Origin of the sequence: Streptomyces rectiverticillatus (assembly GCF_013394065.1) — a bacterium.
GTDB classification, from domain to species: Bacteria; Actinomycetota; Actinomycetes; order Streptomycetales; family Streptomycetaceae; genus Streptomyces; species Streptomyces rectiverticillatus.
This window is the reverse complement of the sequence record NZ_CP040752.1, coordinates 2,845,947-2,867,868: the sequence shown is the minus strand read 5'-3', so window position 1 is coordinate 2,867,868 and position 21,922 is coordinate 2,845,947. Positions and strand designations below refer to the sequence as shown.

13 protein-coding genes are annotated in these 21,922 nt (G+C 73.6%); 9 read left to right on the top strand and 4 right to left on the bottom strand.

From position 1 onward, the window contains the following. The first annotated feature begins 164 nt into the window (after positions 1-164). Positions 165-5,156, top strand: a complete 4,992-nt coding sequence (locus FGW37_RS12320) for an NAD-glutamate dehydrogenase (RefSeq protein ID WP_179081107.1) — start codon at positions 165-167, stop codon at positions 5,154-5,156. A gap of 158 nt (positions 5,157-5,314) precedes the next feature. Then, a complete protein-coding gene (locus FGW37_RS12315; RefSeq protein WP_179081106.1) occupies positions 5,315-6,529 on the top strand; it encodes a hypothetical protein in 1,215 nt (404 codons plus the stop codon). Here the strand turns inward: FGW37_RS12315 and FGW37_RS12310 are convergent. Then, the gene (locus FGW37_RS12310; protein ID WP_246430368.1) at positions 6,457-6,975 is read right to left on the bottom strand and encodes a GtrA family protein; all 519 of its coding nucleotides are present in this window, start codon (positions 6,973-6,975) and stop codon (positions 6,457-6,459) included. The two genes, FGW37_RS12315 and FGW37_RS12310, sit on opposite strands and share 73 nt — an antisense overlap. Before the next feature lie 129 nt (positions 6,976-7,104). Between FGW37_RS12310 and manB the strand changes: the two genes are divergently transcribed. The 6 genes from manB to FGW37_RS12280 all read left to right on the top strand — a co-directional run bounded on the left by manB (position 7,105) and on the right by FGW37_RS12280 (position 15,875). Next, positions 7,105-8,184, top strand: coding sequence for a mannose-1-phosphate guanylyltransferase (gene manB / locus FGW37_RS12305; RefSeq protein ID WP_179081105.1), 1,080 nt, complete (start codon positions 7,105-7,107; stop codon positions 8,182-8,184). A gap of 112 nt (positions 8,185-8,296) precedes the next feature. Then, positions 8,297-9,106 (top strand): polyprenol monophosphomannose synthase, encoded by an 810-nt coding sequence (locus tag FGW37_RS12300; protein ID WP_179081104.1) that lies wholly within the window; start codon positions 8,297-8,299, stop codon positions 9,104-9,106. A gap of 100 nt (positions 9,107-9,206) precedes the next feature. Next, entirely contained in the window at positions 9,207-10,616 is a 1,410-nt protein-coding gene (locus tag FGW37_RS12295) for a hypothetical protein (protein WP_179084661.1), read from the top strand. Then, entirely contained in the window at positions 10,613-11,896 is a 1,284-nt protein-coding gene (locus FGW37_RS12290; protein ID WP_246430366.1) for a glycosyltransferase 87 family protein, read from the top strand. Before FGW37_RS12295 ends, FGW37_RS12290 begins: the two co-directional genes overlap by 4 nt. A gap of 2 nt (positions 11,897-11,898) precedes the next feature. Beyond that, positions 11,899-14,736 (top strand): bifunctional glycosyltransferase/CDP-glycerol:glycerophosphate glycerophosphotransferase, encoded by a 2,838-nt coding sequence (locus FGW37_RS12285; protein ID WP_179081103.1) that lies wholly within the window; start codon positions 11,899-11,901, stop codon positions 14,734-14,736. Then, positions 14,733-15,875 (top strand): glycosyltransferase, encoded by a 1,143-nt coding sequence (locus tag FGW37_RS12280; RefSeq protein ID WP_246430365.1) that lies wholly within the window; start codon positions 14,733-14,735, stop codon positions 15,873-15,875. Before FGW37_RS12285 ends, FGW37_RS12280 begins: the two co-directional genes overlap by 4 nt. A 99-nt stretch (positions 15,876-15,974) precedes the next feature. On the opposite strand, the gene FGW37_RS12275 is transcribed toward FGW37_RS12280, so the two are convergent. Next, the gene (locus FGW37_RS12275) at positions 15,975-17,588 is read right to left on the bottom strand and encodes a glycosyltransferase family 2 protein (RefSeq protein ID WP_246430364.1); all 1,614 of its coding nucleotides are present in this window, start codon (positions 17,586-17,588) and stop codon (positions 15,975-15,977) included. Positions 17,589-18,049: 461 nt separating this feature from the next. Between FGW37_RS12275 and FGW37_RS12270 the strand changes: the two genes are divergently transcribed. Further along, positions 18,050-19,573, top strand: a complete 1,524-nt coding sequence (locus FGW37_RS12270; RefSeq protein ID WP_179081102.1) for a glycosyltransferase family 39 protein — start codon at positions 18,050-18,052, stop codon at positions 19,571-19,573. Between the two features lie 30 nt (positions 19,574-19,603). On the opposite strand, the gene FGW37_RS12265 is transcribed toward FGW37_RS12270, so the two are convergent. Continuing rightward, a complete protein-coding gene (locus FGW37_RS12265) occupies positions 19,604-20,485 on the bottom strand; it encodes a carbohydrate ABC transporter permease (RefSeq protein WP_179081101.1) in 882 nt (293 codons plus the stop codon). 37 nt (positions 20,486-20,522) lie between these two features. Continuing rightward, positions 20,523-21,908, bottom strand: a complete 1,386-nt coding sequence (locus FGW37_RS12260; RefSeq protein WP_179081100.1) for a carbohydrate ABC transporter permease — start codon at positions 21,906-21,908, stop codon at positions 20,523-20,525. Between the last annotated feature and the right edge of the window lie 14 nt (positions 21,909-21,922).

Here is a 21,922-nt window from a genome sequence, read left to right as displayed (position 1 = left end):
AGCCGCTGGTCGCCCGGGCGGAGCGCATTCGGCCGAATCGGCCCGGACCGCTCCGGTCATCCCTCATTCCGGCATACCGTCGAAGACGACCGGAGACCCCGCGTCGTGGCGTGATGCCTTCACCACCTATGTCACGCAACGGCGCGCGACAGGAGCCAGAGGACATGCAGACCAAGCTGGACGAAGCCAAGGCAGAGCTGCTCGAGAGGGCGGCCCGCGTCGCTGAGAACAGCCCTGCCGGGGGGCAACAAGCGACCGGGCCGAAGGGCGAGGCGGGACTCGACCAGGAGACCCTGACCGCGTACCTCCAGCGTTACTACCTGCACACGGCGCCGGAGGACCTCACGGGCCGCGACCCGGTCGACGTCTACGGCGCCGCGGTCTCGCACTACCGCCTCGCCGAGAACCGCCCGCAGGGCACGGCCAACGTCCGGGTGCACACCCCGACCGTCGAGGAGAACGGCTGGACGTGCAGCCACTCCGTCGTCGAGGTCGTCACCGACGACATGCCCTTCCTGGTCGACTCGGTCACCAACGAGCTCTCCCGCCAGGGCCGCGGCATCCACGTCGTGATCCACCCGCAGGTCATCGTGCGCCGTGACGTCACCGGCCGCCTGCTCGAGGTCCTCGGCTCCAACTGCGACGCCCACGGCAGGGGCAAGGACGCCGTCCTGCCGCACGACGCGCTCACCGAGTCCTGGATCCACGTCGAGATCGACCGCGAGACCGACCGCGGCGACCTCAAGCAGATCACCGCCGACCTGCTGCGCGTCCTCTCCGACGTCCGCGAGGCCGTCGAGGACTGGTCCAAGATGCGCGACGCCGCCCTGCGCATCGCCGACGACCTCCCCGGGGAGCCCCTCCCCGGCGACGTCGCCCCGTCGGACACCACCGAGGCCGGCGAGCTGCTGCGCTGGCTGGCCGCGGACCACTTCACCTTCCTCGGCTACCGCGAGTACGAGCTGACGAAGGTCGCCACCGAAGGCGGCGAGGAGGACGTGCTCAGCGCCGTCCCCGGCACCGGCCTCGGTATCCTGCGCTCCGACCCCCACCACGACGAGCAGCAGCGCGCGGGCGGCCCGCACTCGCACCTGCCCCGCCCGGCGTCCCCCTCGTTCAACCGGCTGCCCGCCGACGCCCGCGCCAAGGCCCGCGAGCACAAGCTGCTCGTCCTCACCAAGGCCAACAGCCGCGCCACGGTCCACCGCCCCTCCTACCTCGACTACGTCGGGGTGAAGAAGTTCGACGCCGACGGCAACGTGATCGGCGAGCGCCGCTTCCTCGGCCTGTTCTCCTCCGCCGCGTACACCGAGTCCGTGCGCCGCGTGCCCGTCGTCCGCCGCAAGGTCCAGCAGGTCCTCGCCGACGCCGGCTTCACGCCCGACAGCCACGACGGCCGCGACCTCCTCCAGATCCTGGAGACCTACCCGCGCGACGAGCTCTTCCAGATCGCCGCCGAGCAGCTGCGCTCCATCGCCACCAGCGTGCTCTACCTCCAAGAGCGCCGCCGGCTGCGGCTGTACCTGCGCCAGGAGGAGTACGGGCGCTACTACTCGGCGCTGATCTACCTCCCGCGCGACCGCTACACCACCGGAGTGCGGCTGCGCCTGATCGACATCCTCAAGGAGGAGCTCGGCGGCTCCAGCGTCGACTTCACCGCGTGGAACACCGAGTCGGTCCTCTCCCGGCTGCACTTCGTCGTCCGCGTCGAGCCGGGCGCGACCCTGCGCGAGCTCACCGACGCCGACGCCGACCGCATCGAGGCCCGCCTGGTCGAGGCCGCCCGCTCCTGGGCGGACGGCTTCGCCGAGACGCTGACCGCCGAGGTCGGCGAGGAGCGCGCCGCCGAGCTGCTGCGCCGCTACGGCCAGGCCTTCCCCGAGGGCTACAAGGCCGACCACAACCCCCGCAGCGCCGTCTCCGACCTCGGTCACCTGGAGAAGCTCACCGTCGTCGGCGGCGACCGCGACTTCGAGCTGAGCCTGTACGAGCCGGTCGGCGCGGCCCCCGGCGAGCGCCGCTTCAAGATCTACCGGACGGGCGAGCCGGTCTCGCTGTCCGCCGTGCTGCCGGTGCTCCACCGCCTCGGCGTCGAGGTTGTCGACGAGCGCCCGTACGAGCTGCGCTGCTCGGACCGCACCACCGCCTGGATCTACGACTTCGGTCTGCGGATGCCCGAGCGGATCGAGGGCGACGACGCCCGCATCCGCTTCCAGGAGGCCTTCGCGGCCGTGTGGACCGGTGCCGCGGAGAACGACAACTTCAACAACCTGGTGCTGCGCGCCGGCCTGGACTGGCGGCAGGCCATGGTGCTGCGGGCCTACGCCAAGTACCTCCGGCAGGCCGCCTGGCCGTTCAGCCAGGCGTACATGGAGGACACCCTCAGCAACAACGTCCACACCACCCGCCTGCTGGTCAACCTCTTCGAGGCCCGGATGTCGCCCGCGCTCCAGCGCGCCGGCAACGAGCTCATCGACGGCCTGCTGGAGGAGCTGGACGGCGCCCTGGACCAGGTCGCCAGCCTGGACGAGGACCGCATCCTGCGGGCCTTCCTCACGGTCATCAAGGCCACGCTGCGCACCAACCACTTCCAGCGCAACGCGGACGGCACGCCGCGCCCCTACCTCTCCCTCAAGCTCGACCCGCAGGCCATCCCCGAGCTGCCGGCGCCCCGCCCGGCCTTCGAGATCTGGGTGTACTCGCCGCGAGTGGAGGGCGTGCACCTGCGCTTCGGCAAGGTCGCGCGCGGCGGTCTGCGCTGGTCCGACCGGCGCGAGGACTTCCGCACCGAGATCCTCGGCCTGGTCAAGGCCCAGATGGTGAAGAACACCGTCATCGTGCCGGTGGGCGCCAAGGGCGGCTTCGTCGGCAAGCGCCTGCCCGACCCGTCGGTGGACCGCGACGCGTGGCTGGCCGAGGGCATCGCCTCGTACAAGACATTCATCTCCGGCCTCCTCGACATCACCGACAACATGGTCGGCGGCGAGGTCGTGCCCCCGAAGGACGTCGTCCGCCACGACGAGGACGACACCTACCTCGTCGTCGCCGCCGACAAGGGCACCGCGACGTTCTCCGACATCGCCAACGAGGTCGCCCAGTCCTACGGCTTCTGGCTCGGCGACGCCTTCGCCTCCGGCGGCTCGGCCGGCTACGACCACAAGGGCATGGGCATCACCGCCCGCGGCGCCTGGGAGTCGGTCAAGCGCCACTTCCGCGAGCTGGGCCACAACACCCAGACGCAGGACTTCACGGTCGTCGGCGTCGGCGACATGTCCGGTGACGTCTTCGGCAACGGCATGCTGCTCTCCGAGCACATCCGCCTGGTGGCCGCCTTCGACCACCGCCACATCTTCATCGACCCCACCCCGGACGCGGCCGTCTCCTACGCCGAGCGGCGCCGCCTGTTCGAGCTGCCCCGCTCGTCCTGGGCCGACTACAACACCGAGCTGCTCTCCCAGGGCGGCGGCATCCACCCGCGCACCGCCAAGTCGATCCCGGTCAACGCCCACGTGCGGCAGGCCCTCGGCATCGAGCAGGGCGTCACCAAGATGACCCCCGCCGAGCTGATGAAGGCCATCCTGCGCGCCCAGGTCGACCTGCTGTGGAACGGCGGCATCGGCACGTACGTCAAGGCCTCGGCCGAGTCCCACGCGGACGTCGGCGACAAGGCCAACGACGCCATCCGCGTCGACGGCCAGGACCTGCGCGTCAAGGTCGTCGGCGAGGGCGGCAACCTGGGCCTGACCCAGCTCGGCCGGATCGAGTTCGCCGTGGGTGGCGGCCGGATCAACACCGATGCCATCGACAACAGCGCCGGTGTGGACACCTCCGACCACGAGGTGAACATCAAGATCCTGCTCAACGCGCTCGTCATCGACGGCGACATGACCGTCAAGCAGCGCAACAAGCTCCTCGCCGAGATGACCGACGAGGTCGGCGAGCTGGTCCTGCGCAACAACTACGCGCAGAACGTGGCCCTGGCCAACGCCGTGGAACAGGCCCCCAGCCTGCTCCACGCCCACCAGCGGATCATGCGCCGCCTCGGCCGGGACGGCCATCTGGACCGGGCCCTGGAGTTCCTGCCCAGCGACCGGCAGATCCGCGAGCGGCTCTCCGGGGGCCGCGGGCTGACCCAGCCCGAGCTGGCCGTCCTGCTGGCCTACATCAAGATCACCACGGCTGAGGAGCTGCTCGCCACCGGGCTGCCGGACGACCCGTACCTGGAGCGGCTGCTGCGCGCCTACTTCCCGCAGGCGCTGCGCAGCGGCTTCGCCGAGCAGGTCGACACCCACGCCCTGCGCCGGGAGATCATCACCACCGTCCTGGTCAACGACACCGTCAACAGCGGCGGCTCGACCTTCCTGCACCGTCTGCGGGAGGAGACCGGGGCCTCGCTGGAGGAGATCGTCCGGGCGCAGGCCGCGGCCCGCGCCATCTTCGAGCTGGGCTCCGTGTGGGACGCCGTCGAGGGCCTGGACAACGTGGTCGCGGCCGACGTGCAGACCCGCATCCGGCTGCACTCGCGGCGCCTGGTCGAGCGCGGCACCCGCTGGCTGCTCAACAACCGGCCGCAGCCGCTGGAGCTGGCCGGGACGATCGAGTTCTTCCACGACGGCGTCGCCAAGGTCTGGGCCGAGCTGCCCAAGCTGCTCAAGGGCGCCGACATGGAGTGGTGGCAGTCCATCCGCGACGAGCTGGTGGACGCCGGGGTGCCGGACGAGCTGGCCGTGCGCGTGGCGGGCTTCTCCTCCGTCTTCCCGGCCCTGGACGTCGTCGCGGTCGCCGACCGCACCGGCAAGGAGCCGCTGGACGTGGCCGAGGTCTACTACGACCTCGGGGACCGGCTGCACATCACCCAGCTGATGGACCGGATCATCGAGCTGCCGCGCGCGGACCGCTGGCAGTCCATGGCCCGCGCCTCCATCCGCGAGGACCTGTACGCGGCCCACTCCGCGCTGACGGCCGACATCCTCTCGGTGGGCAACGGCTCTTCGACGCCGGAGCAGCGCTTCCGGGCCTGGGAGGAGAAGAACGCGGCGATCCTCAGCCGGGCGCGCACCACGCTCGACGAGATCCACGGGTCGGACGCGTTCGACCTGGCCAACCTGTCGGTGGCCATGCGGACGATGCGCACCCTGCTGCGGACGCACACCTGAGCCGCACACCTGAGTCGCGCGCCGGAGCGTGCGCCCGGGCAGCCCGCCCGGGCCGCGCGCCGCGGCGAATTGACGCACGGCTGACGCCGGAGTGAACAAAGGACGGCCCTGGGGACAAAACCCCTGGGGCCGTCCTTTTGCCGTGCTAAGAGGGACGGATGAAGGCCGTTTCCCGGTTGACGTCCGGGCCCTCCGATGCCCTGTCCGTCGGCGCGCGCCGCGCAGCACCGCCCCCGCCGCCCGCGCTCCCGCGTCACGGGACGGCCCGCGCGGTGGCTCTCTACCTGGCGGTGTCGGCGGTCGGCTTCGCGGTGCTCCTGCTGGTGAGCCGCCATCTCGGGCGGGGCCCGGAGGTGCTGCTGTACCGGTGGGACAGCGGTAATTACCTGCACATCGCCAAGCGCGGCTATCCGGGGGAGATCCCCTACGGTCCGGACGGGGAGCCGAAGTTCAGCAGGCTCGCGTTCTTCCCGCTGGTGCCCGGGCTGATCCGGTCGGTGCGGCTGGTGACGGGGCTGTCCCTGGCGTGGTCCGGGGTGGTGGTGTCGTGGACGGGTGCCGCGGTGGCCTCCGCGGGGGTGTTCCGGCTCGTGCGCGCCGTCGGTGGCCGGCCGGGCGCCGGGTACGCGTGCGTGGCGCTGTGGGCCTGCTCTCCGTACGCGTTCGCGCTGTGGGTGCCGTACTCGGAGGGCGTGTTCAGCGCGGCCCTGATCTGGGCGCTGGTGGCCATACTGGCGCGGCGCTGGCTGACGGCGGCCGCGCTGTGCGTCGTGGCGGGGACGGTGCGGCCGAGCGCGACGGTGCTGGTCGGCACGGTCGTGCTGGCCGCCGGGTGGGAGCTGGTGCAGCGCCGGGGCGGGTGGCGGGCCTGGGTCGCGCTGCTGACGGCGCCCCTGGGGCTGCTGGGGAGCTGGCTGTTCCTGGGGAGCAAGGTGGGCCGGGTGGACGGCTGGTTCGAGGCGGAGCGGGCGTGGGGCCAGTCCTTCGACTTCGGTGCGGGCACCGCGCACGTGCTGAAGGGGATGCTGCTCTACCGGCACGCGGGCCGGATAGGCGACCTGCGGTCGGCCGCGGTGATCGCGGTGGTGGTGCTGGGGGCGATCGGGGTGCTGGCGCTGGCGCGGGACCGGAAGGTGCCGTGGCAACTGGTCGTGGCGGTCGCGGGGGCATGGGTGCTGATGGTGGGAACGCCGGGTTCGCCGCTGTCCAAGCCACGCTTCATGCTGCCGTTCCTGCCGGTTCTGCTGCTGTTGGCGGCCAGGCCGCTCGCCCGTGCTCCGCTTGGGGTGCGGGTGTGTCTCTACGGTGGGGGTGCGGTGGTCTCGGGGTGGTACGCGGCGGGGTTGCTGGTGCTGTTCGAGGGGTCGCCGTGAGCGGCGCCGGGCGCCAGGGCCCGAAACACCCAGGCGCGGTAGGTCCAGAAGCGGAAGAGCGTGGCGGCGCCGATGCCCAGGAACTTGAAGAGGTTGTTCTGGAACGGGGTGTCCCAGCCGAAGGAGTACGTGGCGACGTAGAGCACCCCGTTCTCGATGACCAGCCCGATGGCGCTGAAGGCGGCGAAGAGGGCGACCTGGCGGCTGCGCCGGCTCCGGTCGCGGTCGCGGTAGGCGAAGTGACGCAGGCCCAGGTAGTTGAAGGCGATGGCGACCAGGGTCGCGACCACGCTGCAGCGCACGACCGGGAGGCCGGTGACCGTACGGCAGAGGTTGAAGACCGCGAGGTTGACGACGATGCCGAGGCCGCCGACAGCGCCGAACTTGGCGAATTCCCGGCCGAGGGCCGCGAGCCCCGACGTCGCCGCTGGTCGCAAGGGTCGCAAGGGCCTCTCCCATTACGGTCGTCCCGGTATGGCCGCCACGCAAAGCAGACATTTACCGCAGAGAACTGATTGTAGTGTAAATTGCCGCAAAAACTGACACAGTGCGAAGACGACGGCGAGGACAGTGGCATGACAGAGGCGGTACTGCTCGTCGGCGGCAAGGGGACCCGGCTCCGGCCGCTCACCCTCAACACGCCGAAGCCGATGGTCCCGGCCGCCGGAGTGCCCTTCATCGCCCACCAGCTGGCCCGCGCCCGGGCCGCCGGCGTCGGTCACGTCGTCCTCGCCACCTCCTACCTCGCCGAGGTCTTCGAGCCCTACTTCGGCGACGGGTCCGCCCACGGCCTGCGCCTGACGTACGTCACCGAGAAGGAGCCGCTCGGCACCGGCGGCGCCATCCGCAGCGCGGCGGAGGCCCTCACCACCGGCCCGCGCGGCCCCGTCCTCGTCTTCAACGGCGACATCCTCACCGGACTGGACATCAGGGGCCTGCTGTGCCGCCACGAGCGGGCTCAGGCCGACGTCACCCTGCACCTGACCCGGGTGGCCGACCCCAGGGCCTTCGGGCTCGTCCCCACCGACGCCGACGGGCGCGTCCTGGCCTTCACGGAGAAGCCCGGCCGCCCCGAGGAGATCGTCACCGACCAGATCAACGCCGGGGCCTATGTCTTCCGCCGCGGCGTCATCGACGCCATCCCCGTCGGCCGCCCGGTCTCCGTCGAGCGCGAGACCTTCCCCGGCCTGCTGGCCTCCGGCGCGCTGCTGCACGGCGTGGTCGACGCCTCGTACTGGCTGGACCTCGGCCGCCCCGCCTCCTTCGTGCAGGCGTCGGCCGACCTCGTCCGCGGGGTCGTCCGCTCGCCCGCCGTCCCCGGCGAACCGGGCGAACACCTGGTGCTGCCCGGCGCCCGCGTCGAGGAAGGGGCCCGCCTGTCCGGCGGGACCGTCGTCGGCGCCGGTGCGCACGTCGCGGCCGGTGCGCACGTCGAGGGGTCCGTCGTGCTGGACGGCGCGCGCATCGGGGCGGGCGCCCGGATCCGCGCCAGCATGATCGGCCGGGACGCCCGGGTCGGCCCGCGCACCGCCCTCGACGGCGTGGTCATCGGCGACCGCGCGGAGGTCGGCGCCGACAACGAACTGTGCGACGGCGCCCGCGTCTGGTGCGGCACGGTCATCCCCGACGCGGCCATCCGCTTCTCCGCCGCCTGACGCCGGTCCGGCCCCGGCGCCCTCCGGCTCCCCGATGTCTCTGATGTCTCCGACGCCCTCCGTCCCCTGCAGTCCCCGTCCCCCTGCCGACGAACCCACGAGGACCGAGCCCATGAGCGCACCACACACCCCCGCCGCGGCGCCCCCGCTGCCCGCCGAGTGGAGCGGCACCGCGACGACCGTCGTCATGCCCACGTACAACGAGGCGGCGAACCTGGCCACCATGGCGGAGGCGCTCATGGCCCTGCCGCTGGAGGGTCTGCGGCTGCTGGTCGTCGACGACAACAGCCCCGACGGCACCGGGGCCATCGCCGAACAGCTGGCCGAGAAGTACAACGAGCCCGGCCGGACCCGGGTGGGCGTCCTGCACCGCACCGCCAAGGACGGGCTCGGCCGCGCCTACGCCGCCGGCATGGCCCGGGCCGTCGCCGAAGGCGCCTCCTACGTCCTGCAGATGGACGCCGACGGCAGCCACCCCGCGGAGAAGGTCCCCGAGCTGCTCGGGGTCGCCCTCGCCACCGGCGCGGACGTCGTCGTCGGCAGCCGCTACGTGCCCGGCGGCTCCCTCTCCGACGCGTGGGGCGCCCACAGAAAGGCCCTCTCCCGCTGGGCCAACGCCTACGCCAGCACGATCCTGGGCACCCGCGTGCGGGACATCACCGGCGGTTTCAACCTCTGGTCCGCCGCCGCCCTGGACGCCATCGACCTGGAGACCGTCGACAGCGCCGGCTACAGCTTCCAGGTGGAGATGAAGTACCGCGCGCTCAAGGCCGGGTACACGGTCATGGAGGTGCCCATCCACTTCGAGGACCGCACCGCCGGCGAGTCCAAGATGAACCTGGCCGTCCAGCTCGAATCGGTGGTCATGCCGTGGCGGCTGCGCACGAGGTCGGCCCGTGCTTCCGGTCACCGTTCCCGCTGAGCGGCCGGCCCCGCCCGGGGCCGCACGCCCGGCCCGCGCACCGGCTGCCCGCCGGCCCGCTGCCGCCGCCGTCCTGCTGCTGGCCGTCCTCCTGCTGCTGATGACCGTACGGCTGCCGTGGTCCGGTGACCTCGGCATGCACGCGGCCGTCCTCGAACGGCTGCGCGCAGACCCCCTCCACCCCGGCAACCCCCTGGTCGACGCACCCACTCCGAGCCCCTACTACTCGCCGTGGACCGTCCTGCTCGCCCTCACCGGATCGGCCACCGGCTGGGGCACCTTCACCGTGCTGCGCCTGGGAGCGCTCGCCGGGCTCGTCCTCCTCGGCACCGGTGTCCACGCCTTCGTACGGACGTTCACACGCAGCAGGACGGCGGTACTGCTGGCGGTGCTGTGCCTGCTCCTGCTGTACGGAGTGAGGCTTTTCGCGTGGAGCGGCGTCCTCGGGCTCACCTCGATTTCGCTCACTCTCGCCTATCCGAGCACGTTCGCCTTCGGCATGGCCTTCCATCTGTGGGCGCTGCTGCGGCGCGGCCCGGCCGCCGCTCGGGGGACGGCGGCCTTCCTGGGGCTCGGGCTGCTGCTCGCCGTCATCCTGCTCACCCATCAGTTCACGGGCGCCGTCGCGGTGCTCGGGGCCGCCGCGGTGCTGCTCGGCGCGCGTCCGTGGCCCGGGCGGGCGGTGTGGGTGCGGGTGGCCGCCGCGTGCGCCCTGGCCGCGGCGGTGCTCGCCTGCTGGCCGTACTACGCGTTCTTCTCCCTGCTCGGGACGGGCGGCCTGGACGACATCCACCGGCCGCTCTACGGCCACCTCGCGACGAAGTTCTGCCTGACCGGCCTCGGGGCGGCCGCGCTCGTGCTGCGGGCCCGGCGCGACCGCCGCGACCCGCTGGTGATCTTCTTCCTGCTGGGGCTCGCCGTCTTCGCGGCCAGCGGCCTGAGCGGCCATCAGGCGTGGGGCAGGATCCTGCCCGCCGTCCTCGTCCCCGCACAGCTCGCCCTCGCCCTGGAGGCGGCCACCGGCGGCCGCCGCACACGGGTGGTGCTCGTCCCGCTGACGGCCGTCGCCCTGCTGGCGGGCGCGTGGACGCAAGCGGGGGTGCTCACGTACGTCCTGCGCCCCCAGGCCCTTCCGCCCGTCCTGCGCCACATCCACACCGCCCCGCTCTGGCCGCGGTTCACCTGGGCGGCGCGTGAGGTGCCCGCGCGGCAGACGGTGATGACCGACAACTACTACGCGCTGCGGATGCTGCCCGCCTACGGGCCGTACACCGTCGCCCCCGCCTATCCCGACGTCTTCCTCCCCGACGCGGCACGCCGCCGCGCCGCGACCCGCCGCTACTTCGCCCAGGACGCCTCCCGGGCCGAGCGGCTCGGCATCCTCAAGGAGTACCGCGTGCGCTGGGTCCTGCAGAAGAACGGCGGGCCGGGTCTGGACCGAGGCGATCCGGCCCTGCGCCGGACCGTCCGGGGCCCGGCCGGCTTCCTCCTCGCCGAGGTCGCGCTGTGAGCGCCGTGAGCGCCGCGACCGCTGCGAGCCGCCCCGACGCCCTCGGGAAGTGGCTGCGCGGACGGGCGCCGTGGCCCGTGCTGCTCGCCGCCCTGCTGGTGCTCGCGCTGGACGTCGTGCGCGTGGTGCAGGGGCCGCGGATGCCGGGGATAGACAACGCGGTGGTCGTACGGGCGGCACGGGCGCTGCTCGACGGCGGCTCGCCGTACGCGGACAAACGGTTTCTCTATCTGCCGGGCGCGGTGTTCGCCGCGCTCCCCGAGACCGTGTTCGGCAACGAAGCGCTGGCCAGGGCGGTGCCCGTCGTCACCGCGCTGCTCGTCCTCGCCGGGGTCGTACTGGCCCTGCGGATCTTCGGGGTGCGGGCCGACAGCCGGCTCGCGGCGGGCGTCGTCGCGGCGCTCGGCGTCTTCGAGCCCTTCCACGGCGTCGTCTACCTCGGCAACTGGACGGCCCTGTCGGCCGTCGCCTTCCCCGCCGCCCTGCTGCTCGCCCGCCACGGGCGCTGGTGCGCGGCCGGGGCGGTGGTGGGGGCGGCCATAGCGCTGAAGCCGATGCTCGTGCCGCTGCTGCTGCTGTTCGTGCTCGCCCGGCGGTGGCGGGCGCTGGCCTGGGCCGTGGGCGTTCCTGCGGCCGTGTCGCTGGCGGCGGCCCTGGCCATGCCCCGGCCCGGGCTGTTCTTCACCCGGACGCTGCCGTTCCTGCTGCGCGGGCAGGACGCGTACGCCCGCCCGTTCGACGCCGCGTGGCCGTCCGTGCTGCCCCGGCTCGGCGTGCCGCAGCCGCTGGCCCTCGCGCTCGCGGCCGCCGCGGCGGCCGCGGTCCTGCTGTGTGCCCGCCTGCGGTGGCGGGCCGGCGGCGATCCGGCCCTGCGGCTGGTGGAGTGCGCGTCGCTGCTGATGCTCGCGGCGTTCCTGGTGTCACGGCCGTCCTTCCAGCACTACATGCTGGTGGTGCTGCCCTCGCTCGCCGCGTCGCTGGTGGTGCGCGCCGCCGCGGCACGCTCGGTGTGGCTGTGGCTTCCGCTGCTGCCGGAGGTCGCCGGGGTGTCGTGGCCGCACCTGGAGACGGCCCGCAGGCACGCCTTCCGCGACGTCGTACTGATCACCGGGGTGGCCGCGGCCCTGGCCCTGCACGCTTGGCGCACCCGCTCGGACCCCTCGGGGGAGGTGACTGTCAGTGCTCGCGTCTACGCTTTGAGTAATCGCGAATCCGTCCGCGCGGATGGCGGGCCGCCCGACCGTGCCCGCGATGCGCCGGACCGCACCGAGACGAGGTGACCGTGACCGCCGCACATCCCGCCCCCGGCCCCGATGTCAGCGTCGTCGTGATCGTCCACAACGACGCCGACCGCCTGCCGCGCGCCGTGCGGTCGGTCCTCGCCCAGTCCCTGCGCAACCTCGAAGTGATCATCGTCGACGACTGCTCGACGGACGGCACCTTCGCGGCCGCCGAGCGCTTCACCACCGCCGATCCCCGCGTGCGGCTCATCCGGCTGCCCGTCAACAGCGGCGGCTGCGGCGCCCCGCGCAACGCCGGGATCGACGCCGCCCGCGCCCCCCACCTCATGTTCCTCGACAGCGACGACGAACTGCCGTACCACGCCTGCAAGTCCCTGCTTCTCACCGCCGAGGAGACCGGCGCCGACCTCGTCACCGGCGAGGTCACCCGCCTCTTCGAGGAGTCCGGCACCACCGGCCTGTGGTACCCCGAGCTCTTCGGGGACGTGCGCCTGGTCCACGGCATCCGCTCCGCCCCCGAGTTCTTCCTCGACCACCTCTCCACCAACAAGCTCTACCGCGCGGACTTCCTCGCCCGCCACGGCCTCCGCTTCCCGGAGGACATGCACTACGAGGACCAGCTCTTCACCGCCCGCGCCCTCACCCTCGCCCGCACCTTCGCCGTCGTCCCCTGGCCCGTCTACACCTGGCGGCTCGCCGCCGACCCCGCCACGCTCTCCATCTCCACCAGCCGCCACAAGCTGCGCAACGCCGTCGACCGCATCAAGGCCGCCCGGCTCATCGACGCCTTCCTCGAGGAGTCCGGCAACACCGCCCTGCGGCCCGCGAAGGACGAGAAGTTCCTCCGCCACGACTTCCGCCTCTACCTCGGCGACCTCCCCTTCCGCGACCCCGAGTGGATCGCCGGCTTCGCCGCCGCCGTCACCCCCTACCTCGCGGAGATCGCCCCCGAGGCCCTCGCCGCCATGCCCCGCGAACAGCAGATCTGCCAGTTCCTGCTGTGCGCCGGGCGGTACGAGGAGGCCGCCGAGTGCGCCCGCACCCTCGACCGGCCCCGGCTCGCCCCCCGCCACGTCGTCCGCGAAGCCGGCCGCACGTACTGGGGCCTGTCCCTGCCGCTGAACGCCGAGGAGGCCGCCGGCCTCGACATCACCGACTGGCGCCTGGACGACCAGCCCTTCACCGCCGGCCCCCTGCGTCACGAAGTCGCCGAAGTCGCCCCCGACGGGCCCCTCCTGCGGATCCGGCTGCGCACCTACGACCCCGCCCTGCTGCTCTCCGCACCGAGCCCGGTCGGCACCGAGCTGCGCATCGCCACCACCGGCGAGCCGCTGGCCGTGCCCTTCGCCTACGACCCCGCCGCGCCCGGCGAGGACGGCCGCTTCGCCTACCGCACCGCCGAGGCCGTCCTCGACCTGCGCCGCATCCCCGTCGGCCCCAAGGGCTTCCGCGGCCGCAGACACCCCGTCGTCGTCCTCGAACGCCTCGGCCTCACCCGCACCGACCCGCTGCTGGCCCCCGCGGGACTCACCCCGCTGCGGGCGAGGATCCCCCAGCACGGCCCGCTCGCCGCCCACACCGTGCGCGTGGCCTGCGAGGGGCACGGGGCCGGCCGGCTGGAGCTGTCCTGGGAGCGCGCCGGCGCCCTCGGCCGGGCCGAGGCCGCCGCCGGTCAGCTGGAGCCCGTCCGGCGCAGCGTCCAGCGGCTCACCCGCCGCGTCACGGGCCCCCGCATCAAGGCCCTCACCTACCACGAGCTGCAGAAACTGCCCGTGGAGGAGGGCCTCGTCGTCTTCGAGGCCCTGGAGGGCCGCGGCTACGCCGACAGCCCCCGCGCCATCCACGAGGAGCTGCAGCGGCGCGACCTCCCCCTGCACGCCGTCTGGTCCTACTCCGGCAACCGCTCCTCCTACCCCGAGGGGCTCCCGCTGGTCCGCCGCGGCAGCTGGGAGTACGTCCACGCCCTCGCCCGTGCCCGCTACTGGGTGGACTCCCACGGCTTCCCCACGCTCTACGGCAAGCGCCCCGCCACCCGCTATCTGCAGACCTGGCACGGACAGGCCTTCAAACACATGGGCTTCGACGTGCCCGAGCTGCGGCTGGCCAACGCCGAACGGCGACAGCGCCACCGCGAGACGATCGCCCGCTGGGACGCCCTCATCGCCCCCAGCGAGGAGTTCGAGCGCACGTTCGTCCGCGCCAACGCCTACACGGGCGAGCTCCTGCGCACCGGCCTGCCCCGCAACGACGACCTCGTCCGCTGGGACGACCCCGGCCGCCGCGAGCGCGCCGCCGCCACCCGCGAGCGCCTGCAGATCCCCGACGGCCGCCGCGTCCTGCTCTACGCCCCCACCTTCCGCGACGGCGCGCGCGGCAGCGGTGAGTCCGTCCGGGCCGACCTGGCCGAGCTCGTGCGCTACCTCGGCGAGGAGTGGACGATCGTCGTCCGGCCGCACTATTACGAGCGGTACACCGTCCCCCGCGAGCTCGGCCACGCCGTGCGCGACGGACGCGACTTCGCCGACCTCAACGACCTCCTGCTCGCCTCCGACGCCCTCCTCACGGACTACTCGTCCCTGATGTTCGACTACGCCAACCTGGGCCGCCCCATCCTCTTCTTCACCGACGACTACGAGCACTACCGCGCCACCGCCCGCGGCACCTACTACGACCTGCCCGACATCGCGCCCGGTCCGATGCTCACCACGACCGACCAGCTCATCGCCGCCCTGCGGGACCTGAAAGCGGTGCAGGAGGAGTGGGCCGGGGCCTACGCCCGCTTCCGGGAGCGGTTCAACCCCTACGAGACGGGGAAGTCGAGCGAGACCGTGGTGGACCTGTTCTTCGCAGGGGCCCTCGCAGGGGGCGAGGCCCGGTGAAGCGGCGCAACCTCTTCCTCGTCGGGATCGACGTCGACTCCATGGGCGGCTCGCAGCGCGTCCTGCACACGCTCGCCCAGGGCTTCGCCGAGCGCGGCCACCGCGTCGAGCTGATCGGCATCCGCCCCAGCCCGGAGCCCCACACCTTCCTGGCCGCCCCCGCCTACCGCCGCACCACCCTCTACCGCACCCCGCCCCCGCCCGCATGGCGCGCGGTCTCCTTCGCCGAGCGGCTGAGCCCCGCGCGGCTGCGGGCGGCACGCGCCGAGCGGCAGGAGCGGGAGCGGGCGCGGGAGCGGCTGGCCCGCCGCTTCGCCGCCGTCCGCGACGGCGTGGTCGTCATCGGCTCGCCCTGGGCGGCGGTGTGGCTGCGGGCGGTCGAGTGGTCCCACCTGAAGGGCATCGGGCAGTACCACGAGTCCTTCCAGCAGGCCTGCACCTCCGAGAACCTCCAGCTGATCCTGCGGCACTACCCGGCCCTGGAGAAGGCGGTGTTCCTCAGCGAGCCGGACGCCGCCGAGTTCCGGCGCCGCCGGCTGCCCAACGCCACCGTCCTGCCCAACCCCCTGCCCTTCGCCCCCACCGGCCGGGCCTCCCTGGACACCCGGCGCGTCGGCGCGGTCGGCCGCCTGGAGGCCGTCAAACGCCTGGACCGGCTGCTCGACGCCTTCGCCGCGGCCGCCGCCGCGCAGCCGGAGTGGGAGCTGCACCTCTTCGGCGACGGCCCGCTGGAGCAGGAGCTGCGCGCCCGGGCCGACCGCCTGGGCATCGCCGGGCGCGTCCACTTCCGCGGCAGCGTGCGGGACATGGCGGCCGCCTACCGCGAGCTCTCCGTCGTCGCCCTCACCAGCGAGCGCGAAGGCCGCCCCATGGCGCTCGCCGAGGCCTCCGCGCTCGGCGTCCCCTGCGTGAGCTTCGACCTGTCGGGCGGCGTCCGCGAGCTGGTCCGCCACGGGCGCACGGGCACGCTCGTGCCTCCCGGCGAGGTCGAGGCCTTCGCCGCCGCGCTCGGGGAGCTCATGGGGGACGGCGCCCTCCGCGAGCGCTACGGGTGCGCTGCGCGCGAGCACGTCTCGCCGTTGCAGTTGCCTGCTGTGCTCGACCGGTGGGAAGCGCTGTTCGAGGAGATCGACCGCTAGGCGGTCCTAGGGGGGAGCATGAGCATGAAGCCCGACTGCGGGTCGTCCGTGGCTGGTCGCGCAGTTCCCCGCGCCCCTTTCGGGGCGTGGTGGTGCGCCCTAGCCGCGGCGTGCCACCGCCCACGCGCCGCGCACGCCCGACGCCAGGCGCAGGGCCAGCGAGCCGTTCACCGTGGCGTAGGGCCGGGCCAGCAGGACGCCGTGACGGAGGCTCGGCAGGGCCGCGCGGTGCAGCCCGCCGCCCACGGCCCGGACGGTCGTGCGGAACGCCCCGCCCGCACACTGCACCCGCACCCGCACGTCCCACGTCTGCGGCGGGACCGCGCCGTCGCGGCGGTCGCGGCCCGCGAGCACGGACAGGGGCAGGACGACTCGCGCGGTCCACGCCGTGCCCTCGTCCGCCAGCGGCACGGCGCGCCGCAGCACCGGCCCCCCGTCCCGGCGGCGCAGCTCGACCTCCGCGGCCTCCGGCCGGATGGTGGCCAGCCGCCCGTAGAGGTCGTGGACGCGCAGCCGCAGCCGGGCGCGGGCCCGGGCCGCGAGGCGCAGTTCGGCGTCCACGGTCACCGGCAGGTGGTGCGGCGGCACGGCCTCCGGCCCGAGGACGCCGTCCAGCGCGGCCCCGGGCAGGTCCGCCGACCAGACGGGGACGGCGTCGTCCTGCGCGTACGGCGGCAGCAGCCGTGCGGGCCGGGCGGCGAGCTGGGCCAGCCGCCCCAGGTCCCGCGGGGCCTCCGCGGCCAGCACGACCCGGGCGATCCAGCGGGCCGGCGGCCGGGCGGCGCTCAGCTCGGCCTCGTCGTAGCCGGCGAGGTAGCCACGGGTCACGCGCCACCACGCGTGCCGGTATCCGGCGCTGCGCAGGGGCAGTTCGCGCACGTACATCCGCAGGTCGTGATCGAGGAACTTCACCCGGGCGGCGCGGGCGAGGGGCTTGCTGCCCGCGTCGAGGAAGACGTCGACGCTGCGCCGGTGGGCGGCCACGCGCGCCTGCCAGTTGGCGATGCGCTCGCGGTCCAGGGACATCGAGGGCGCGGCGGCGTCGCGCCGCACGTGCCAGACGTAGACGGTGTCGGTGACGGTCGCCACGCGCGGCGCGGCCGCCATGACCCGGGCCGTGAAGACGAAGTCCTCGTAGAGGAAGCGGCCTTCGGGGAAGGCAATGCCGTGCTCGGCGAGGAAGTCCCGCGCGTAGAGCTTGTTGACGCACAGGGTGTCGCGCAGGAGCGCCGGGCGGGCCTCGGGGCCGCTGTGCACGGCGGCCCGCCGGTAGAGGGCGGGCTGCCAGCCGGTGTCGCGCCGCTGGGGGAGTTCGCGGCGCACGCACAGGCCGGCCGCCACGGGGGCGCGGTGGCGCAGGGCTGCGCCGAGGAGGGCGTCGACGGCGCCCTCGGGCAGGGTGTCGTCGCTGTCGAGGAACATCACGTACGGGGCCGTCGCGGCCCGCATGCCGTCGTTGCGGGGGGTGCCGCAGCCGCCGCTGTTGGCCGCGCGGTGGATGACGCGCAGGCGCGGGTCGCCGTCGGCCAGCTCGTCGAGGATCGCGGCGGTGCCGTCGGTGGAGGCGTCGTCGACGGCGATGACCTCGGCGACGGCCGGCCCCTGGGCGAGTGCGGAGCGGACGGCGTCGCGGATGTGGCCGGCGTCGTTGAACCCGATGACGATGACGCCGACCTGCGCGGTGGGCAGGGTTCCGCTCTCGTTCACTGTCACGAAAGACAGTTTTACCGATGAATATCTATAAAGCGGGGCATTGGGAATTCCGGGTGTGGCCGGGTCTCCGGCGGGAGACCCGGCCGGGGCAGGGAGGGGCAGTGGCTGTGGGAGTGACGGGATCGGCGGGGCCGACGGGACCGGCCGGGTCGGCGGGGCGTGCGGAGCCGGGCGGGCCGACCGGGAGCGGGGCGAGGGCGCCGTCCCCCGGCGATCCGGGCAACGGCCCGCCCGGCGGCCCGTCCGGCGGTTCGCCTTCCGCGCCCGTACGGCTCTCCGCGCCCATGCCGGCTTCCGCGCCCGAGTCGCCTTCCGCGGCCGGCCCGCCTCCCGCGCCTGTGCCGGCTTCCGCGCCCGGGCCGCTCTCCCCGCCCGTTTCGCCCCCCGCGGGCGCCACGGCCCGTCGGCCCGTCGGGCTGCGCGGCCTGTGGCTGATTCCCCGTCAGGTGGAGCCCGGTGCCGTGCTCCGCGCCGCCGCCCGTCCACGCCCCGTCCGGCGCCCCACCCGCGCCGCCGTCCTCGCCGTGTCCCTCCCCGCCGCCGTCATGCTCGTCCTCGGCCTGTGGGGGCTGGACCGCGGGACGATGTGGCGGGACGAGAGCGCCACCTTCCAGGTGGCCCGCCGGTCCCTGCCGGAGCTGTGGCATGTGCTCGGCACGATCGACGCCGTGCACGGCCTGTACTACGCGCTGATGCACGCCGTCCTCGCCGTGCGCCCCGACGAGATCGCGCTGCGGCTGCCGTCCGTCGCCGCGTCCGCCGCCACCGCCGCGCTCGTCGGCGCCCTAGGCTGCCGGCTGGCCCGGCCCCGCGTCGGCCTGTGGGCCGGGCTGCTCTACGCCGTCACCCCGTTCGTCAGCCACTACGCGCAGGAGGGCCGCTCGTACGCCCTCGTCGCCACCGGCGCCGCGCTCGCCACCTGGCTGCTGGTCCGCGCGGCCGAGCACGGCTCGTACGGGCGGTGGGCCGGCTACGGCGCGGTGGTCGCCGGCACGGCGCTCCTGCACGAGTTCGCGGTCCTGCTCCTTCCGGCCCACGCCGTGACCCTGCTGCTCTCCCGGGTGCCCCGGCGGACTTGGCAGCGCTGGGGGTGCGCCGCGGCCGCCGCCTGCCTGCCGCTGATACCGCTGGTGATCGTCTCGCGGGGGCAGAGCGCCCAGGTCTCCTGGATCCGCACCCCGGGCCGTCCTGAGGCCGAAGCGCTCGTGAAGGCGTTCGCCGGCCCCGGGCAGCCCGTCCTGGGTGCCGTGCTCCTCCTGGCCGTGGTGGCACTCCTCGCCTCCGCGCGCGGGTGGCGGCAGGCGCCGCGCCGCGGGGTCCCCGGCCTGACCGCGGTCGCCCTGCCCTGGGCCCTCGTCCCGCCCGTCCTGCTCTACGCCGCCGCGCAGCACCAACCGCTCTTCCTCGACCGCTATCTGCTGTTCTGCCTGGCCGGCATACCCCTGCTCGCCGCGGCCGGCGCCGACCGGCTCCTGGGGCTCGTACCGTGGCGGCGGACCGTGACGGCCGCCGGTGCCGCGGCCGTCCTGGCCGCCTTCGTGGCGCAGCTGCCGCTGCAGGAGCGCGAGCGCCTGCCCACCAGCCGGGGCGACGAGCTGGCCCCGGTCGCCGCGGCGGCCGCGCAGCGGGCGAGGCCGGGGGACGCGGTGCTGTTCCTGCCGCTGTACGAGCGCCGCGTGGCCCTCGCCTATCCGCGTGACTTCACCGGCCTGCGCGACCTCACTCTCAAACGGTCACCGGCCGCCTCCGGCACGCTCTTCGGCGAGGAGGTCACCACCGCCGCGCTGCGCGACCGGCTGGCCCGGCTGCCGTCCGGGAGCCGGGTGTGGGTGGTGGGGGACACCAACACCGTCGGCACGCGCTGGTTCCACGCACAGCGGGCCGAGTCCGCCAAGGTGGCCGCCTTGGCGGCGTTCTGCCGGGAGGAGAGGGAGGAGGCGGTGTTCGTCCGCGGCGGCTCGGTGTCGCTGTATGTACGCCGTTAGAACGGCGGGAAGTGCGTGGTGGTACCGGCGTCACTTCACCGCCCCCGCCATCACCCCGCTCACGAACTGCCGCTGGAAGGCGAAGAAGACCGCGAGCGGTACCGCCATCGAGAGGAAGGCGCCCGAGGCGAGGATGTCGATGTTGTCGCCGAACTGGCGCACCTGCTGCTGCAGGGCGACCGTGACCGGCGGGTTCCCGCTGTCCGCGAAGATCAGCGCGATCAGCATGTCGTTCCACACCCACAGGAACTGGAAGATCCCCAGCGAGGCGATGGCCGGCCCGCCCAGCGGCAGCACCACCCGCAGGAACAGCCGCAGTTCGCCCGCCCCGTCCAGCCGGGCGGCCTCCAGCAGCTCCCGCGGGATCTCCGCGAAGAAGTTCCGCAGCAGGAAGACGGCGAAGGGCAGCCCGAACGCGGTGTGGAAGAGCACCACGCCCGGCGTGCTCTCGAAGATGCCGAGGGTGTTGAAGAGCTTGGCCACGGGGATCAGCGCCACCTGCACCGGCACCACCAGCAGCCCCACCACCGCCATGAACCACCAGTCCCGGCCCGGGAAGTCGAGCCAGGCGAAGGCGTAGCCGGCGAACGCGCCGATGAGGATCACCAGCGCCGTCGCCGGCACGGTGATCAGTGCCGTGGTGCCGAGGGACTCCATCACCGTGTCGTTGCCGAAGAGGTTGCTGTAGCTCTCAGTCGTCAGCTGCGCCGGGTGGGAGAAGACTTTCCACCAGCCCGACGCCGCGATGTCTCTCTTCTCCCGCAGCGAGGACAGGAGCAGCCCCACCGTCGGCGTCAGCCAGAACAGCCCGACCACGACGAGGAAGACCCGCATCACCCCGCCGCCCAGCCGCGCGGCGATCCGCGCGGGAAGCGACTGCCTGGCCCGTACGGCCGTGTCCGGCGTGGTCATCGCTGCCGCCCCCTCGTGGTCATCGGCGCCGCCCCCGTCATCCCCGCCGCTCCCTTCGGATCCGCCGGAGGTTGACGTACATCACCGGCAGGACGAGCACGAGCAGGAAGACCGCGATGGCGCTGCCCACGCCCTGGTTGACGTCCGTGCCGAAGGACGACTGGTACAGCTGCAGAGCCAGCACGTTCGCCTTGTCGAGGCTCGCGCCCGGCGCGATGATGTAGACGAGGTCGAAGATCTTCAGCACGTTGATCATCAGTGTGATCATCACGACCGCGAGCACCGGCGCCAGCAGCGGCACCGTCACCCTCCGGAAGACCTGCCACTCGTTCGCGCCGTCCACGCGTGCCGCCTCCAGCAGTTCCCGCGGCACGCTCGCGAGCCCCGCCGCGATCAGCACCATGGCGAAGCCCGCCCACATCCAGATGTACGCCCCGATGATGGCCGGCGTGACGAGGGAGGGGCCCAGCCAGTCGACGCCGTTGTAGGGCGCGGCGAAGTTCGAGGCGGGCAGGCGCAGCAGGGCGCCGTCGGCCGCGGCGGGCAGGGTGAAGGTGCCGTCGGCGTCCGAGGTGGCCGAGGCGACGGTCCGGCCGTCCTTGACCGCCTCCACCGTCACGCCCTCCAGGGCCTTCTCGCCCTGGTCGATCCTGCCCGGCGTGCCCCCGCCGCCGCGCGTGAAGTCGCGCCACACCGTCCCGGTGACCTTCCCGGCGACGTCCCGCGCCGGAACGGCGTCCTTCGCGCCCTTCATGTCCGCGGGCTTCGCGCCCACCAGCGGAAGCGCGGTCGCACCGCCGGCCTTCACCACCGCCTTGGTCGTGAACGCCCCGCGGCTCTCCGTCAGCAACCCGTCGTCCCTGGGGTGCGCGCCGGGGAAGGGCGCGGGCGGCGAGAAGGTGTCGTGGACGCCCACCCACACCGCGTTCGCGACGCCGCGGTCGGGGTTCTGCTCGTAGACCAGCCGGAAGATGATCCCCGAGGCCAGCATCGAGATCGCCATCGGCATGAAGACGACGAGCTTGAACGCCGTGCCCCAGCGCACCCGTTCGGTGAGCACCGCGAAGATCAGGCCCAGGGCGGTGGCCACCGACGGCGCGACGACCACCCAGATGATGTTGTTCTTCAGGGCGGTACGGATCCGGTCGTCGGTGAAGACCTCGTGGTAGTTGTCCACGCCCACGAAGCCGTCGCCGCTCGCGTCGAAGAGGCTGCGCCAGACGGAGTAGCCGATGGGGTAGACGACGAGCGCGCCGAGCAGGACCAGCGCGGGCAGCAGGAACAGGGCGGCCACCCAGAGCCGGGTGCCCGCCACGCTCCGGGGCTTCTTCGGCGAGGGGCTCGCCGGGGAGCTCGCGGAGGAGCTCGTGGAGGGGCGGGGCGGCCCGGAGGCCGCGTCGCCGCCCGCGTTCGCGGTCGACATGGTGCGGGGCTCCC

What these genes read in the sequence shown, in the direction of transcription:
- FGW37_RS12260 (WP_179081100.1), bottom strand. Translation starts at nt 21,908, where the DNA reads ATGTCGACCGCGAACGCGGGCGGCGACGCGGCCTCCGGGCCGCCCCGC.
- FGW37_RS12315 (WP_179081106.1), top strand. Translation starts at nt 5,315, where the DNA reads ATGAAGGCCGTTTCCCGGTTGACGTCCGGGCCCTCCGATGCCCTGTCC.
- FGW37_RS12295 (WP_179084661.1), top strand. Translation starts at nt 9,207, where the DNA reads ATGACCGTACGGCTGCCGTGGTCCGGTGACCTCGGCATGCACGCGGCC.
- FGW37_RS12265 (WP_179081101.1), bottom strand. Translation starts at nt 20,485, where the DNA reads ATGACCACGCCGGACACGGCCGTACGGGCCAGGCAGTCGCTTCCCGCG.
- manB (WP_179081105.1), top strand. Translation starts at nt 7,105, where the DNA reads ATGACAGAGGCGGTACTGCTCGTCGGCGGCAAGGGGACCCGGCTCCGG.
- FGW37_RS12320 (WP_179081107.1), top strand. Translation starts at nt 165, where the DNA reads ATGCAGACCAAGCTGGACGAAGCCAAGGCAGAGCTGCTCGAGAGGGCG.
- FGW37_RS12300 (WP_179081104.1), top strand. Translation starts at nt 8,297, where the DNA reads ATGAGCGCACCACACACCCCCGCCGCGGCGCCCCCGCTGCCCGCCGAG.